Origin of the sequence: Pseudoduganella dura (genome assembly GCF_009727155.1) — a bacterium.
In the GTDB taxonomy this organism is placed as follows: Bacteria; Pseudomonadota; Gammaproteobacteria; order Burkholderiales; family Burkholderiaceae_D; genus Rugamonas; species Rugamonas dura.
On sequence record NZ_WNWM01000002.1, the window covers coordinates 3,408,982 to 3,423,902 of the forward strand.

Sequence of the window (14,921 nt, forward strand, 5' to 3'; positions counted from 1 at the left end):
TTTACCGTCCAGTTAGCGCATATGCCTCAGTCCCGCATCGACGACCAGAGTTTTCGCCGTATTCTCTTCCGCAACATCACGCTGCCGCTGGCCGCGGGTGTCGTCAGCGCCGCCGTTTTCATTGCCGTGTTTGCCTACCTGCTCAATGCGTTGACGCTGGTCGAGCACTCCGAGCGGGTAATCGGCAATGCGCAGGAATTGCGCAAGCTGGCGGTGGACATGGAAACGGGCATGCGCGGCTACCTGCTGACGGGCGAGGAATCGTTCCTGGCGCCGTACAAGCTGGCCAGGCCGAAGATCGACACCGCGCTCAATACGCTGGGCGAACTGGTGGCGGACAACTCCACGCAGATCGACCGGCTGCGCAATATCCGCGCACAGCAGAAGCAGTGGGAGCGTGCCGCGGAAGAAATGATGCAATTGCGGAAAACCGGCGGCGACTACCTGTCGACGGTGCGGGCGCAGCGCGGCAAGATCGAGTTCGACGAGCTGCGTGCGCTGTTCCAGTCGTTCATCTCCACCGAGGAACGGCTGCGCATGGACCGCAACCGCGATGCCCGCAGCGTTACCTATGTCACCGTGGTGGGCTTCCTCACTATCAGCCTGATGCTGAGCGGCTTCCTGGCCTGGTTCGGCCGCAAGGAACTGATGCGCCTGTCCGAGGCCTACAACGCCGCGCTGAAGGAACAGGGCACGCACGCCGAGCGCGTGCAGCGGCAGTCGTGGATGCGTTCGGGCCAGAGCCAGATGGCCGAGCAGGGCATCGGCCAGCTGTCGACGGCGGCATTGTCGACCACGCTGCTGCATTTCCTGGCGCGCTACCTCGATGTGGTGGTGGGCGCGATGTACGTGCGCGAGCCGGACGGGCTGCTGCGCCGCACCGCCGCCTTCGGCTTCTCGGCCGACGACGAGGAGCGCGGCCGCGTCATCGGGCCGGACGAAGGCGTGGTCGGCCAGGCCGCGCAGATGCGCCGCCTGATCCACCTGGAAAACCTGCCGCCCGACTACCTGAAACTGTCGTCCGCGCTGGGCACCGCCACCCCGACGCAGGTGGTGGTGCTGCCGGTGGCCAGCGATGGCCGCGTCAACGGCGTGATCGAACTGGGCTTCCTGCATCCGGTGGGCGAGAAGGAAACCGAATTCCTGAACCTGGTGGCGGACAATATCGGCACCGCGATCGAGGCCACGCTGGCGCGCCAGCGCATGCAGGAACTGCTGGTGGAAACGCAGCAGCTGAACGAGGAACTGCAGGTGCAGCAGGAAGAACTGCGCACGGCGAACGAGGAACTGGAAGAACAGTCGCGCGTGCTGGAGGAATCGCAGGCCAGCCTGGAAAACCAGAAGGCGGAACTGGAACAGACCAACGAGCAGCTGGCCGAGCAGGCCCTGGCGCTGGACCAGAAGAACACCGCGCTGAACGACGCCCAGTTCCAGCTGGAGGAGCGCGCGCGCGACCTGGAGCGCGCCAGCCAGTACAAGTCGCAGTTCCTGGCGAACATGTCGCACGAGCTGCGCACGCCGCTGAACAGCTCGCTGATCCTGGCCAAGCTGCTGTCCGACAATTCGCAGGGCAACCTGAACGAGGAGCAGGTGCGCTTCGCGCAAACGATCTACTCGGCCGGCAACGACCTGCTCAACCTGATCAACGACATCCTCGACATCTCGAAGGTCGAGGCGGGCAAGCTGGAGCTGAACCCGGAAGAGCTGCGCCTGCAGCAGGTGATGGAAGGCCTGCGCCGCACGTTCGAACCGCTGGCGCAGCAGAAGAACCTGGCATTCTCCCTGGACATGGCGCCGGGCCTGCCGGACACGATCTTTACCGATTGCCAACGCCTGGAACAGATCCTCAAGAACCTGCTGTCGAACGCCCTGAAGTTCACCGACCAGGGCTCGGTCACGCTGCGCGTGGAACCCGGCGCGAACGGGCAACTCCGTTTCGCGGTGACCGATACCGGCATCGGCATCCGCGCCGACCAGCACGCCGCGATCTTCGGCGCGTTCCAGCAGGCCGACGGCACCACCAGCCGCAAGTACGGCGGCACGGGCCTGGGCCTGTCGATCTCGCGCGACCTGGCCGTGCTGCTGGGCGGCGCGATCACGCTGGACAGCACCGTGGGCCAGGGCAGCACGTTCGCGCTGACGCTGCCGGTGCAATGGTCGGCGCCGCCGCATCGCGGCGACACCACGCTGTCGTCCGTGCCGGTGCCGGTGCCGGCGGCCGCGTCGCCGTTCGCCCCGGCCCCCGTACCGTCCATCCCGCCCGCGGCGGCCCTGCGCGCGCCCGCGCCCGCGCCGGCATCGGCGCAAGTGCAGCGGGCCTTCGAGGACGACCGCGAGCAGCCAGCGCCGCCGGAACGCAGGCTCCTCGTCATCGAGGATGAGCCCGCGTTCGCCCGCATCCTGTACGACCTGGCGCATGAAATGGATTACCGTTGCCTGGTCGCGTTCGCGGCGGACGAAGGCCTGCAGATGGCCGAGCAATACCAGCCCACCGCGATCCTGCTCGATATCCGCCTGCCGGACCGTTCCGGCCTGTCGGTACTGCAGCTGCTGAAGGACAATCCACGCACCCGCCACATTCCGGTGCACGTGGTATCGGCCTCGGATGCGGGCGAGGCGGCGCTGCACATGGGCGCGATCGGCTTCGCGCTGAAACCCACCACGCGCGACGAACTGCAGGAAGTGTTCGCCCGCCTGGAACAGAAATTCACGCAGAAGATCAAGCGCATCCTGCTGGTCGAGGACGATGCCCGCCAGCGCGACAGCGTGGTGCAGCTGATCTCGGACGAGGATATCGAGATCAAGGCCGTGGCGTCCGGCGAGGAGGCGCTGGCGCTGCTGAAGGATACGATCTTCGACTGCATGATCATCGACCTGAAGCTGCCGGACATGCAGGGCAACGAGCTGCTGCAGCGCATGTCGCGCGAGGAGATCGCCTCGTTCCCGCCGGTGATCGTGTACACCGGCCGCAACCTCACGCGCGCCGAGGAAGCGGACCTGCACAAGTATTCGCGCTCGATCATCATCAAGGGCGCCCGCTCGCCGGAACGCCTGCTCGACGAGGTGACGCTGTTCCTGCACAAAGTGGAGTCGGAACTTTCCTCCGAGCGGCAGACAATGCTGAAAACGGTGCGCTCGCGCGACCGCGTGTTCGAAGGCCGCCGCATCCTGCTGGTGGACGACGACGTGCGCAACATCTTCGCGCTCACTTCCGCGCTGGAGCAGAAGGGCGCGATCGTGGAAATCGGCCGCAACGGTTTCGAGGCCCTGGAAAAACTGGACAAGGTGCAGGAGATCGACCTGGTGCTGATGGACGTGATGATGCCCGGCATGGACGGGCTGGAAGCCACGCGCCGCATCCGCGCGGACGGCCGCTGGAACCGCCTGCCGATCATCGCGATCACCGCCAAGGCGATGAAGGATGACCAGGAACAGTGCCTGGCCGCGGGCGCCAACGATTACCTGGCCAAGCCGATCGACCTGTCGCGCCTGTACTCGCTGCTGCGGGTGTGGATGCCTGCCCTGGACCGCATCTGATGGCACCGATCCGGCAAGTGCACAGCGATACCGACATCGAGCTGAAAATGCTGATGGAGGCGATCTACCTGAAGTACAGTTACGACTTCCGCGACTATACTGGTGCGTCGCAGAAGCGGCGCGTGATGCATTCCATGCGCGAGATGGGTTGCGAGACGATTTCACAGTTGCAGTCGCGCGTGCTGCACGAGCCCGCCGCGTTTTCCGAGCTGCTGCAGTACCTGACGATTCCGGTCACCGAGATGTTCCGCGACCCCACGTATTACGCCGCGCTGCGCGAGCACGTGATGCCCGTGCTGTCCACGTATCCGTCGCTGAAGATCTGGGTGGCGGGCTGCAGCACCGGCGAGGAGGTGTATTCGATGGCGATCCTGCTGAAGGAAGAAGGGCTGCTGGAACGCAGCATCATCTACGCTACCGACATCAATCCGCAGTCGCTGGAAAAGGCCAAGAAAGGCGTGTTCCCGCTGGAGAACATGCGGGCCTACACGGAAAACTACCAGGCATCGGGCGGGCGGCAGGCCTTCTCGGACTATTACACGGCAGCGTACAATGCCGCGTTGTTCGACCGCTCGCTGGCCGAGAACGTGACGTTCGCGGACCATAGCCTGGCCACCGACGCCGTGTTTGCGGAAACGCAGTTCATCAGCTGCCGCAACGTGATGATTTACTTTAACAAGAAACTGCAGGAGCGCGCGCTGGGGTTGTTCCACGAGTCGCTGTGCCACCGTGGTTTCCTGGGCCTGGGCAGCAAGGAGAGCATCGACTTCTCCCCCTATGGCCCGCTGTTCGAGCCGATCGTCAAGCGCGAACGGCTGTTCAGGAAGCTGTAATGGACGATGCTTCGCTCGCACTGGCCCTGGCGGGGCGCCGCATCTCCGCGGTCGTGATCGGCGCCTCCGCCGGCGGCGTGAACGCGCTGATCGAAATCCTGCCCGGGCTGCCGCGCGAGTTTCCGTACCCGGTCGTGACGGTGCTGCACGTGATGCGCAGCCGCCAGAACCAGCTGGTGGAAGTATTCCAGCAACGGGTGGCGCTGCGCGTCGAAGAAGCGGTGGACAAGGTGGAACCCAGGCCCGGCACGCTGTATTTCGCGCCGGCGGATTACCACCTGTCGATCGAGGAAGAAGGCGTTTTTTCGCTGAGCCTGGAACCGCCGGTGCACTTCGCCCGGCCGGCGATCGACATCACGATGGAAACGGCGGCCAATGTGTATGGTCCGGAGCTGGTGGGCATCCTGCTTACCGGCGCCAATCACGACGGGGCGGCGGGCATGGCCGCGATCGGTGCGGCGGGCGGCCTGACCGTGGTGCAGGACCCGGCCGAAGCGCAGGTGGGCGTCATGCCGAAAGAAGCGATCCGGCTGCGTGCGCCGGACCTGGTGCTGCCGCTGCGCGATATCCGCAGGCTGCTGCAACTGTCGATGGAGAACTTGCAATGAACAATGTGCCCAACAAGGAATGCGTCAAAGGATTGATCAGCGGTCCGGCGGGCAATGTGACGAAGCTGTTGATCGTCGACGACCTGCCGGAAAACCTGCGCGCGCTCAATGCCATCATCCGGGCCGAGGACCGGGCCGTGTACCAGGCGATGTCCGGCGAGGAGGCCCTGACGCTGCTGCTCGAACACGATTTCGCGCTGGCGATCCTGGACGTGCAGATGCCGGGCATGGACGGTTTCGAACTGGCCGAACTGATGCGCGGCACCGACAAGACACGCCATATTCCCATCGTGTTCGTCAGCGCGGCCGGCAAGGAACTCAATTACGCGTTCAAGGGCTATGAAACGGGCGCCGTCGATTTCCTCTACAAGCCGCTTGATCCCGATGCCGTGCGCAGCAAGGTCAGCGTGTTCGTCGACCTGCATTGCCAGCGCATGGAAATCCGCCGCCGCGTGGAGGAACAGCATGCGATGATGAACGAGCTGCGCGGCGCGCAGGAAGAACTGCACTACGCGCTGCGCATGCGCGACGAGTTCATGTCGATGGTGGCGCACGAGCTGCGCACGCCGCTGAACACGCTGTTCCTCGGCACCCAGATGCGCCGGATGCAGCTCGAACGGGGCAACCTGGAGGCGTTCGGCAAGGCCGCGCTGGAAAAGATGGTCGAAGGCGACGGCCGCCAGATCCAGTCGATGATCCGGCTGATCGACGACATGCTCGACGTGTCGCGCATCCGCAGCGGCGTGCTGTCGATCCGCCCGGGCTCGACCGAGCTGCAGGCCATGCTGCGCCGCCTCACGGACGATCTCGGGCGCCAGGCGCAGGATGCCGGCGTCACCTTCGAACTCGAGGCAACGGAGGCCGTGAGCGGCTGGTGGGACGAGTTCCGCATCGAACAGGTGATCGTCAACCTGCTGACCAACGCGCTGCGCTACGGCGGCGGCAAGCCGGTGCGGATCCGCCTGTCGGGCAGCGAAGCCGAAGCGCGCGTGGACGTGATCGACCAGGGCGCCGGGATCGACGACGCGATGCAGGCCCGCATCTTCCTGCCCTATGAACGTGGTGCCGGCAATGGCGTGCCTTCCGGGCTGGGCCTGGGGCTGTACATCTCGCGCCAGCTGGCCGAGGCGCACCGCGGCACGCTGTCGGTGGCCAGCAGGCCGGGGGAGGGATCGGTGTTCACGCTAGTACTGCCGCGGGAAGCCCCGCCGGCCTGACCCCGCATTCAATATAAAACGTCGTGCTTGCCGCCCGCGCCGCCTTTCGTACAATGGACAGGGGGAGGACGCACGGTGAAACGCGATTGGCCAACGGAAAACGGCAGGCGGGAATGGGTGGTGCAGCGCAACTGTTCGCTGACGCCGCGGCAGACCGTGCTCGTGTGGGCCGCATTGCTGGTGCTCTCGCTGGCGGTCGGGCTGTTTTTCACATGGCAGGGCGCCTGGTACGTGCTGGTGTTTTCCGTGCTGGAAATGGCGGCCATCACCGCCGCATTCGTCATCTACAGCCGCCATGCCACCGACTGCGACCGCATCGTCTACGAGGATGGCCTGCTGTGCGTGGAAAAAGTGCGCGGCGGCCGCACGCAGCTCACGCAGCTCGACCCGTACTGGCTGCGCATCGTGTCCCCGCGGCGGCGGCGCGACCCGATCCGGCTCGAAGCGCGCGGCGTCACCGTCGACGTCGGCCTCTGGCTGCCGGATGAACGGCGGCGCGCGCTGGCGCGCGAACTGCGCAAGGAACTGATCCGCTAGGCGAACTGGTGCCCTGGCAAGCCACCGGTTTTCGTCTCCGGCAGCCACGAAAAAAAACCTGCCGCCGGCGAACCGGGGGCAGGCAAAGGGCTTGGAGTTACCCAGGTTGAAACGCTGTGCCCGCTTCCTCAAAAACGGTAGCCCACGCCGATGCCGAACAACACCGGGTCGACCTCGACCTTGCTGGCCTTCACGCCGCCGATCAGTACATCGCTGCGGATCCGCACCTTCTTCACGTCCACGTTCAGCGACCAGTTCCGGTCCAGCCTGAAGTCGATGCCGGCCTGCGCGGCGAGGCCGAAGCTGTCGTGCTCCAGGCTGCCCTGGCCATTCAACAACTTGTTCTTCGAAAACGTGGTCCAGTTCAGGCCCAGGCCCACGTACGGGCTCACGGTCCGGTCCGGCATGAAGTGGTACTGCGCCAACAGGCTCGGCGGCAGGTGCCTGAAGGTGCCGATGGCCTGGCCGTCGAGATACACTTCGTGCTTCTGCGGGTACGTGAGCACGAGTTCGGCGGCGAAGTTCGGCGTGAAGAAATACGAGATGTCGACTTCGGGAATGGTTCTGTTCTCGACGCCGATGCGGTCCGATGCACCGCTGCCGCCGACCGGAGCGGATTTGTCGGCCGGGTCGATGTGCACCGCGCGGGCGCGCACCAGCCAGTTGCCGCCCTGATCGTGCGATTGTGCGGGAACCTGGCCGGCCAGCATGCCGGCGGTGATCGCGATGACTGCCAATACTGCTCGTTTCATGATGCTTCCTCTTCTCTGTTCACTGTGCAAGCGGGGCCAGTGTAGGGAAGCTCATCCGTAAAAACTTTGATACAAGTCAAAATTGCCGAAACGAATACAGATAGGTGAAAAACAAGTAAGATATTTGCGCTACGCACCCAAACTCTTCCGGAGACAGGCATGAAGCTGAACGTGAACGGACAGGTCCGCGAATTCCAGGCGGAAGACGATACCCCGCTGCTGTGGGTGCTGCGCGAGCAGCTGGGCCTGACCGGCACCAAGTACGGCTGCGGCATCGCGCAGTGCGGCGCCTGTACCGTGCACATCGACGGCGAAGCATCGCGCAGCTGCGTGCGACCCGTTTCCACGGTGACGGAGCAGATGAAGATCGTGACGATCGAAGGCCTGTCGCCCGATGGCTCGCACCCGGTGCAAAAGGCATGGACGGCGCTGGACGTGCCGCAGTGCGGCTTTTGCCAGTCCGGCATGATCATGGCCGCCACTGCGCTGCTGAAGGAAAAACCGAAACCCACCGACGCCGACATCGATGCGGCGATGACCAACATCTGCCGCTGTGGCACCTATAACCGGGTGCGCAAGGCGATCCACCTGGTGGCGCGCGGCGGCGATCCGAAGAGCGCCGGGCTGGCCATCGAACATCGTGACGGAGGCAAGGCATGAGCAACGTCATATCTCCCGCCCGCCGCCGCTTCCTCGGCCAGTCCGCCGGCCTGGTGGTTGCCTTTCACATTCCCTTCGCGGCGCAGGCACAGGGCACGCCGGCTCCCGAAATCAACGCCTGGGTGGTCGTGAAGCCGGACGACACGATCGTCATCCGCATCGCGCGTTCCGAGATGGGGCAGGGCACGCTGACGGGCCTGGCGCAGCTGGTGGCCGAAGAACTCGATGCCGACTGGAGCCGGGTCACCACCGAGTATCCGACGCCCGGCACGAACCTGGCGCGCAAGCGCGTATGGGGCAGCTACTCCACAGGCGGCAGCAATGGCGTGCGCGGCTCGCATGAATACGTGCGCAAGGGCGGTGCCGCCGCGCGCATGATGCTGGTGCAGGCCGCGGCAACGCAATGGGGCGTGCCGGTCACGGAATGCACTGCTGCCAACAGCGTGATCACGCACGTGCCCAGCGGCCGCACCGTCACCTATGGCAAGGTGGCCGATGCGGCGGGCAAGCTGGAAGCGCCCAAGGATGTAACGGTAAAAGACCCGAAGGCGTGGAAGATCGCCGGCAAGCGCCTGGCGCGACTCGACACCGTCGACAAGACCACCGGCAAGCAGGTCTACGGCATGGACCTGGCGATGCCCGGCATGCTGAACGCGGCGATCAAGGATTGCCCCGTCTTCGGCGGGAAGGTGAAAAGCTTCAACGCCGAGGCGATCAAGGACAAGCCGGGCGTAAAGAAGGTGCTGCAGGTGGGTGACTCGGCCGTGGCCGTTGTCGCCGATACGTGGTGGCGCGCCAAGACCGCGCTCGACGCGCTGCCGATCGAGTGGGACAAGGGCCCGAACGCCGGCCTTTCCAGCGCCGGCGTGGCGGCCATGCTGAAGGCCGGGCTGGACGCGCCGGAAGCGGCCGTGGGCAACGCGAACGGCGATGCGAAAGCGGCGCTGGCCGGTGCTGCGCGCCGCATCGAAGCCGTGTATTCCTACCCGCACCAGAACCACGCGACGATGGAAACGATGAACGCCACCGCGCGCTGGACGCCGGAGCGCTGCGAGGTATGGACGCCCACGCAGAACGGTGAAGCCGCGCTGGCCGCCGCATCGGAAGCGGCCGGCCTGCCGCAGGAAAAGTGCGACGTCTACAAGATCCACCTGGGCGGCGGCTTCGGCCGGCGCGGCGCCGTGCACGACTGGGTGCGCCAGACCGTGCAGATCGCGAAGGAAATGCCGGGCACGCCGGTAAAACTGATCTGGACCCGCGAAGAGGACATGCTGCACGGCCGCTACCACCCGGTCACGCAGTGCAAGCTCACGGCGGGGCTGGACAAGGCCGGCAACCTGACGGCGCTGCACATGCGCATCTCGGGCCAGTCGATCGTGGCGGCCCTGTTCCCCGGCAATATCAAGAACGGCAAGGATGGCGCCGTGTTCCAGGGCCTGAACGCGCCGGGTACGGATGCCTCGATCGGCTACACGGTGCCCAATCTGCTGGTCGACCACGCGATGCGCAACCCGCCGGTGCCGCCGGGCTTCTGGCGCGGCGTGAACCTGAACCAGAATGCCGTGTACCTCGAATGCTTCATCGACGAGATCGCGCATGCCACGAAGCAGGACCCGCTGGCGCTGCGCCGCAAGCTGATGAAGGACAGCCCGAAGCACCTGGCCGTGCTGGATGCGGTGGCCGAACGGGTGGGCTGGAACAGGAAGCCGAAGAAAGGCGTCTATCGCGGGCTGGCGCAGACGATGGGCTTCGGCAGCTACGTGGCCGCCTGCGCCGAAGTCTCGGTATCGAAGGATGGCAAGCTGAAGATCCACCGCATCGTGGCCGCCACCGATCCGGGCCACGCGGTGAACCCGCAGCAGATCGATGCGCAGGTGGAGGGCTCGTTCGTCTACGGCCTCTCTGCCGCGCTGTACGGCGAATGCACGGTGAAGGACGGTCAGATGGAACAGTCCAACTTCGACACTTACCAGGTGATGAAGATCGACGAAATGCCCGCCGTGGAGACGATCATCATTCCTTCCGGCGGCTTCTGGGGCGGCGTGGGCGAACCGACGATCGCCGTGGCGGCGCCCGCCGTGCTGAACGCGATCTTCGCCGCCACCGGCAAGCGCATCCGCGACCTGCCGCTGAAGAACCACAGCCTCAAGAAGGCGTAACGGCGATGCATCAGGGGACTGACCCCGTCGCCATTGGCCCGTCCCCCTGGCCGCTGACGTTGGCAAGGGGTCTGTCCCCGATATTGTTGGCCGCCGCGTCTTCTTTCGCCCAGGCCGACGGCATCGCCTCGCCGCTTCCCGGCGCCACGCCTGGCGACCCGCAACGCGGCCGCGCCATCGTCGCCGACCGCCACGTGGGCCTGTGCCGGCTGTGCCACACGGCGCCGATTCCGGAAGAACGTTTCCAGGGCGACCTGGCCCCGAACCTCGCCGGTGCCGGCGCGCGCTGGACAGTCCCGCAACTGCGCCTGCGCATCGCCGATTCCGCCCGCCTGAACCCAGCCACGATCATGCCGTCCTACTACCGCACTGCAGGCCTGCAGCGCGTGGCGCCGGCCCATGCAGGCAAGACGATCCTGAGCGCCCAGCAGATCGAGGATGTCGTGGCATACCTGGCGACATTGAAGGATGCGCCATGACCGTGCCGAACCGCCGCCGCCGGTTGCTGGCTGCCGGCACGCTGCTGGCGCTGGTGCGCCCGGCCACCGCCGCGCCGCAGGAAATGGCTGCCGCGATCGCCGCCTACACGGGTGGCAAGCCGCCGCAAACGGGCCGCGTGACATTCGACATCGCCCAGCTGATCGACAACGGCAACGCGGTGCCGGTCACGATCCGCGTCGACAGCCCCATGACGCCGCAGGACCACGTGCCCGGCATCGCGATCTTCAACGAGCGCAATCCGGAAACCGACGTGGTGAAATTCACGCTGGGCCCGCGCGCCGGCAAGGCGCAAGTGTCCACGCGCATCCGCCTGGCCACGTCGCAGAAGCTGGTGGCCGTGGCGAGGATGAGCGACGGCAGCTGCTGGCAGCAGGCCGTGGACGTGATCGTCACCCTTGCCGCCTGCATCGAAGGCGAGGCGATGTGATGGCACGCGCGCTGGTCCACATGCCCAAGACGGCGAAGCAGGGAGAGGTGATCGAAATCCGCGCATTGATCGCGCATCCGATGGAATCCGGCTACCGCCCCGGCGCGGACGGCAAGCCGCTGCCGCAGGACATCATCCGCCGCTTCGCCTGCCGGTACGATGGCGAGCAGGTGTTCGCCGCCGAGCTGCACCCGGCGATCTCCGCTAATCCGTACATCGCCTTCTTCACCGTCGCGACGAAGACGGGCATGCTGGAATTCAGCTGGGCCGGCGACAACGGTTTCTCGCAGACCGAGCGCATCGCGCTCACAGTCACGCCATGAACGCGGCGCCTTTCGCGCTGATGTTCGTGGCGCTGGCCGCAGTGGCGCAGGACGCGCGCAGGTCCGGGTCCGACTTCATGGGTGAATCCACCCGCGCGATGCAGCGCGACGATACCCAGAATCCCGCGATGCTATGGGTTGCGAACGGGGAGGCTGCCTGGAGCGCGGGGGGGGACAGGAGTTGCGCCGCGTGCCACGGCGATGCGAAAACCGGCATGCGCGGCGTGGCGGCGCGTTTTCCCGCGTTCGACAAGGGCAGCGGGCGCGTGATCACGCTGGGCCGGCGCATTGAGCAGTGCCGCGTCGGCAAGCAGGGAGCGCCGGCATCCCGGCCGGATTCGGATGAAGTGCTGGCGCTGCAGTCGTACATCGCATTGCAGTCGCGCGGCATGCCGGTCGCTCCACCGCGCGACGCCGGCACGCGGGCCGCGGCGGAGCGCGGCAGGCAACTGTTCAACCAGCGTATCGGCCAGCTGAACATGTCGTGCGCCCAGTGCCACGACGACAACTGGGGCCGCAAGCTGGCCGGCGCCACGATCCCGCAAGGGCACGCGAACGCGTACCCGATCTACCGGCTCGAATGGCAGGGCATGGGCAGCCTGCAGCGGCGGCTGCGCAACTGCATGACCGGCGTGCGCGCCGCGGTACCGCCGCCGGATGCCCAGGACCTGGTCGACCTGGAAGCCTGGCTGGCCGTGCGGTCTGAAGGCATGAAGATGGAATCCCCGGGAGTACGGCCATGAGGACGATGACGATGGCGATGACATTGCTGCTGCTGGCGTTGGCGTGTGCCCCGGCATTCGCGGCCCAACCGGTATCGGCCGGCGAGCGGCTGGCGGCCACCTGCACCGCCTGCCACGGCGCGCGTGTGAACGCGACGGAAAATGCCGTGCTGCCGCCGCTGGCCGGCCAGCCGAAGGAGACGCTGCTGGCGAGCCTGAAGGCGTTCAAGGAAGGCAGCCGGCCCGCCACGATCATGACCCAGCTGGCGAAGGGTTATACGGACGAACAGCTCGAACAGGTCGCCGCGTGGTTCGCCGCGCAGAAGGGAGACCGGCCATGAAGCGCCGCGAACTGCTGCAGGCCGCCGGCGCGGCGGTGGTGCTGTCCGGTTGCGCCGCCGTGGCGCCCCGCGCGAAGCCGCACGTGGTCGTCATCGGCGGCGGCTACGGCGGCGCGACGGCCGCGCGCTACGTGCGCATGTGGAGTGGTGGCGAAGTCGACGTCACGCTGGTGGAACCGAATGCGGCATTCGTTTCGTGCCCGTTGTCGAACCTGGTGCTGGGCGGTTCGCGCCGGATCGGCGACCTGACATACGGCTACGACGCGCTCGCGGCCCGTCATGGGGTGCGCATCGTGCGGGACAGCGTCACGAGTATCGATATCGACAAGCGCACGGTGGCGCTGGCGAGCGGCGGCCGGCTGGCCTACGACCGCCTGATCGTCTCGCCAGGCATCGAATTCCTGTTCGCTGAACTGCCGGGCATGGCAGCCGATGGCCCGATCCTCCATGCATGGAAAGCCGGCGCGCAGACGGTCGCGCTGCGCGCGCAGCTCGAAGCCATGCCCGATGGCGGCGTGTATGCGCTGACGGTGCCGCCGGCGCCGTACCGCTGCCCGCCCGGTCCGTACGAGCGAGCTTGCCAGGTGGCGCATTACTTCAGCCGCCACAAGCCGCGCTCGAAGGTGCTGCTGCTCGATGCGAACGAGGATGTGGTTTCGAAAGGGCCGCTGTTCAAGAAGATCTGGAAAGAACGCTATGGCGGCATCGTCGAATATCGGCCGGGCTTTCGTGCGGTGGAGATCGATGCGGCCGGCCGCACCGCCGTTTCCGAGCTGGGCGAAAAGGTGAAGGCGGACGTACTCAATGCGATACCGCCGCACCGCGCCGGCGCGATCGCTTCCGGTGCCGGGCTCGCGAACGTGAACGGGCGCTGGTGCGAAGTCGATTTCCTCACGTTCGCATCGGCGCGGGTACCGAACGTGCACGTGATCGGCGACGCGATCCAGACTGCGCCGCTGATGCCCAAGTCCGCCCACATGGCGAACCAGCATGCCAAGATATGCGCCGCGGCGGTCGTCGACCTGCTCGCCGGCCGTGCGCCGAACCCCGCGCCGGTGCTGACCAACACCTGCTACAGCTTCGTGTCCGACCAGGATGTGATCCACGTCGCTTCCGTGCACGCCTGGGATGCGGCCAGGAAAACGCTGCTCGTGGTGGCGGGGTCCGGCGGCGTGTCGAAGGAGGCGAACTCGCTGGAAGGGGCGTATGCGATGAACTGGGCCGCCAATATCCGGGCCGATACGCTGGGGTGAGCTGCGGCCCGCCCGGAGGCTTCGCCCGGTGACTCCGCTATAATCGCCGGCCGCTTTCCACCCTTTCCGTTTCATGCCCATCGACTGGTTCTCGCCGGCGCAATGCGTCGGCTACGTTGCGTTCGTGCTCGGCGTCGGCTCCTTCCTGCAGACCGACGACCGCCGCTTCAAATTGTTCATGGCCGGCGAATGCCTGGCGTACGTCGTGCACTTCGCGCTGCTCGGCAACCCGACGGCCGTGGCAAGTTCCACGATGTCGCTGCTGCGTTCGCTGCTGGCGCTGCGCACCCGCTCGGTCTGGGTGGCGCTGGCGGTCGTGGCGATCAACATCGCCCTCGGACTTTACCTGGCAAGGCAGCCCAGCGACTGGCTGCCGCTGACCGCATCGTGCCTGGGCACGCTGGCGCTGTTCCTGTTGCAGGGTATTCCGATGCGGCTGGTGATGCTGGTGGGGACGTTCTGCTGGATCGCCAACAACGTGATCGCCGGTTCGGTCGGCGGCACGGCGCTGGAAGTGGTGGTTGCCTTGGTCAATATCGTGACTATTGGGCGGATGGCGCGGCAACGGGCGGCGCTGGTCGCCTGATTGCCGGAGATGGAAAGTCTCTTGGTATTGTTTCCCGAAACAGCGAGTAAACAAGCTCCATGGCAATACAAACTCGAACTCAGGTTGGCGAATTTTCCCAATGACGGTTAAGACTGGTCAGTCCGGTTCCGCCCCAAGGAGACGTTTACCCATCAGTCCTGGAGTACACCCCAGGAGTCAGGTTTGCATTTTGAAGTGATGGCTGGCCGGAATGGGCCAATCATCGAGAGGCCATCGCCGCCGTGCGGGGTTTGGTGAACAGATTTTTTGCTGAGAAGATTAATTCAAGAACTAAGCTTGGTGACCCAATATCAGGTTCCGGTACCGGATTTTCCGAATATTGTGAGACTGGGCCAATTTGGTTATGTGCTAAATAGTAAGTAGATATATGACTATTTTATTGAAAATTAAACAATATCTTGCCACAAGACATTAAGTAAAAAATAAATCTGCTACGTTGCATTA

Annotated in this window: 15 protein-coding genes; 14 read left to right on the forward strand and 1 reads right to left on the reverse strand. The window is 65.5% G+C overall.

All coding sequences use genetic code 11. The annotated features are described in order from the left end of the window. The first annotated feature begins 21 nt into the window (after positions 1-21). From GJV26_RS14910 to GJV26_RS14930, 5 genes are all read left to right on the forward strand, one after another. A complete protein-coding gene (locus GJV26_RS14910) occupies positions 22-3,537 on the forward strand; it encodes a response regulator (RefSeq protein ID WP_155709504.1) in 3,516 nt (1,171 codons plus the stop codon). Beyond that, positions 3,537-4,370 (forward strand): CheR family methyltransferase, encoded by an 834-nt coding sequence (locus tag GJV26_RS14915; protein ID WP_155709506.1) that lies wholly within the window; start codon positions 3,537-3,539, stop codon positions 4,368-4,370. Before GJV26_RS14910 ends, GJV26_RS14915 begins: the two co-directional genes overlap by 1 nt. Then, positions 4,370-4,978 carry a chemotaxis protein CheB gene (locus GJV26_RS14920; RefSeq protein WP_155709507.1) on the forward strand — a complete coding sequence of 203 codons (609 nt, stop codon included), beginning with the start codon at positions 4,370-4,372 and terminating at the stop codon, positions 4,976-4,978. The genes GJV26_RS14915 and GJV26_RS14920 overlap by 1 nt, the downstream gene beginning before the upstream one ends. Then, positions 4,975-6,195, forward strand: coding sequence for a hybrid sensor histidine kinase/response regulator (locus GJV26_RS14925; protein ID WP_155709509.1), 1,221 nt, complete (start codon positions 4,975-4,977; stop codon positions 6,193-6,195). The genes GJV26_RS14920 and GJV26_RS14925 overlap by 4 nt, the downstream gene beginning before the upstream one ends. Before the next feature lie 75 nt (positions 6,196-6,270). Then, positions 6,271-6,732, forward strand: coding sequence for a DUF2244 domain-containing protein (locus GJV26_RS14930; RefSeq protein ID WP_173346211.1), 462 nt, complete (start codon positions 6,271-6,273; stop codon positions 6,730-6,732). Between the two features lie 128 nt (positions 6,733-6,860). Here the strand turns inward: GJV26_RS14930 and GJV26_RS14935 are convergent, their stop codons facing one another. Then, on the reverse strand, positions 6,861-7,484 hold the full coding sequence (locus tag GJV26_RS14935; protein WP_155709511.1) for an OmpW/AlkL family protein: 624 nt from the start codon (positions 7,482-7,484) through the stop codon (positions 6,861-6,863). A gap of 159 nt (positions 7,485-7,643) precedes the next feature. Between GJV26_RS14935 and GJV26_RS14940 the strand changes: the two genes are divergently transcribed. From GJV26_RS14940 to GJV26_RS14980, 9 genes are all read left to right on the forward strand, one after another. Then, positions 7,644-8,144, forward strand: a complete 501-nt coding sequence (locus GJV26_RS14940; RefSeq protein ID WP_155709513.1) for a (2Fe-2S)-binding protein — start codon at positions 7,644-7,646, stop codon at positions 8,142-8,144. Next, positions 8,141-10,303 (forward strand): xanthine dehydrogenase family protein molybdopterin-binding subunit, encoded by a 2,163-nt coding sequence (locus GJV26_RS14945; RefSeq protein ID WP_155709514.1) that lies wholly within the window; start codon positions 8,141-8,143, stop codon positions 10,301-10,303. Before GJV26_RS14940 ends, GJV26_RS14945 begins: the two co-directional genes overlap by 4 nt. 86 nt (positions 10,304-10,389) lie before the next feature. Beyond that, a complete protein-coding gene (gene soxX / locus GJV26_RS14950; protein WP_229419306.1) occupies positions 10,390-10,782 on the forward strand; it encodes a sulfur oxidation c-type cytochrome SoxX in 393 nt (130 codons plus the stop codon). Further along, entirely contained in the window at positions 10,779-11,231 is a 453-nt protein-coding gene (locus GJV26_RS14955; protein ID WP_155709517.1) for a SoxY-related AACIE arm protein, read from the forward strand. Before soxX ends, GJV26_RS14955 begins: the two co-directional genes overlap by 4 nt. Next, positions 11,231-11,554 carry a thiosulfate oxidation carrier complex protein SoxZ gene (soxZ, locus tag GJV26_RS14960; protein ID WP_155709519.1) on the forward strand — a complete coding sequence of 108 codons (324 nt, stop codon included), beginning with the start codon at positions 11,231-11,233 and terminating at the stop codon, positions 11,552-11,554. Before GJV26_RS14955 ends, soxZ begins: the two co-directional genes overlap by 1 nt. Then, the gene (gene soxA, locus GJV26_RS14965; protein ID WP_155709520.1) at positions 11,551-12,297 is read left to right on the forward strand and encodes a sulfur oxidation c-type cytochrome SoxA; all 747 of its coding nucleotides are present in this window, start codon (positions 11,551-11,553) and stop codon (positions 12,295-12,297) included. Before soxZ ends, soxA begins: the two co-directional genes overlap by 4 nt. Beyond that, complete coding sequence (locus GJV26_RS14970; RefSeq protein WP_155709521.1) at positions 12,294-12,617, forward strand: c-type cytochrome; 324 nt, start codon at positions 12,294-12,296, stop codon at positions 12,615-12,617. The genes soxA and GJV26_RS14970 overlap by 4 nt, the downstream gene beginning before the upstream one ends. Then, positions 12,614-13,870 carry an NAD(P)/FAD-dependent oxidoreductase gene (locus GJV26_RS14975; RefSeq protein WP_155709522.1) on the forward strand — a complete coding sequence of 419 codons (1,257 nt, stop codon included), beginning with the start codon at positions 12,614-12,616 and terminating at the stop codon, positions 13,868-13,870. The genes GJV26_RS14970 and GJV26_RS14975 overlap by 4 nt, the downstream gene beginning before the upstream one ends. Before the next feature lie 73 nt (positions 13,871-13,943). Beyond that, positions 13,944-14,456 carry a YgjV family protein gene (locus tag GJV26_RS14980; RefSeq protein WP_155709523.1) on the forward strand — a complete coding sequence of 171 codons (513 nt, stop codon included), beginning with the start codon at positions 13,944-13,946 and terminating at the stop codon, positions 14,454-14,456. Positions 14,457-14,921 lie beyond the last annotated feature (465 nt).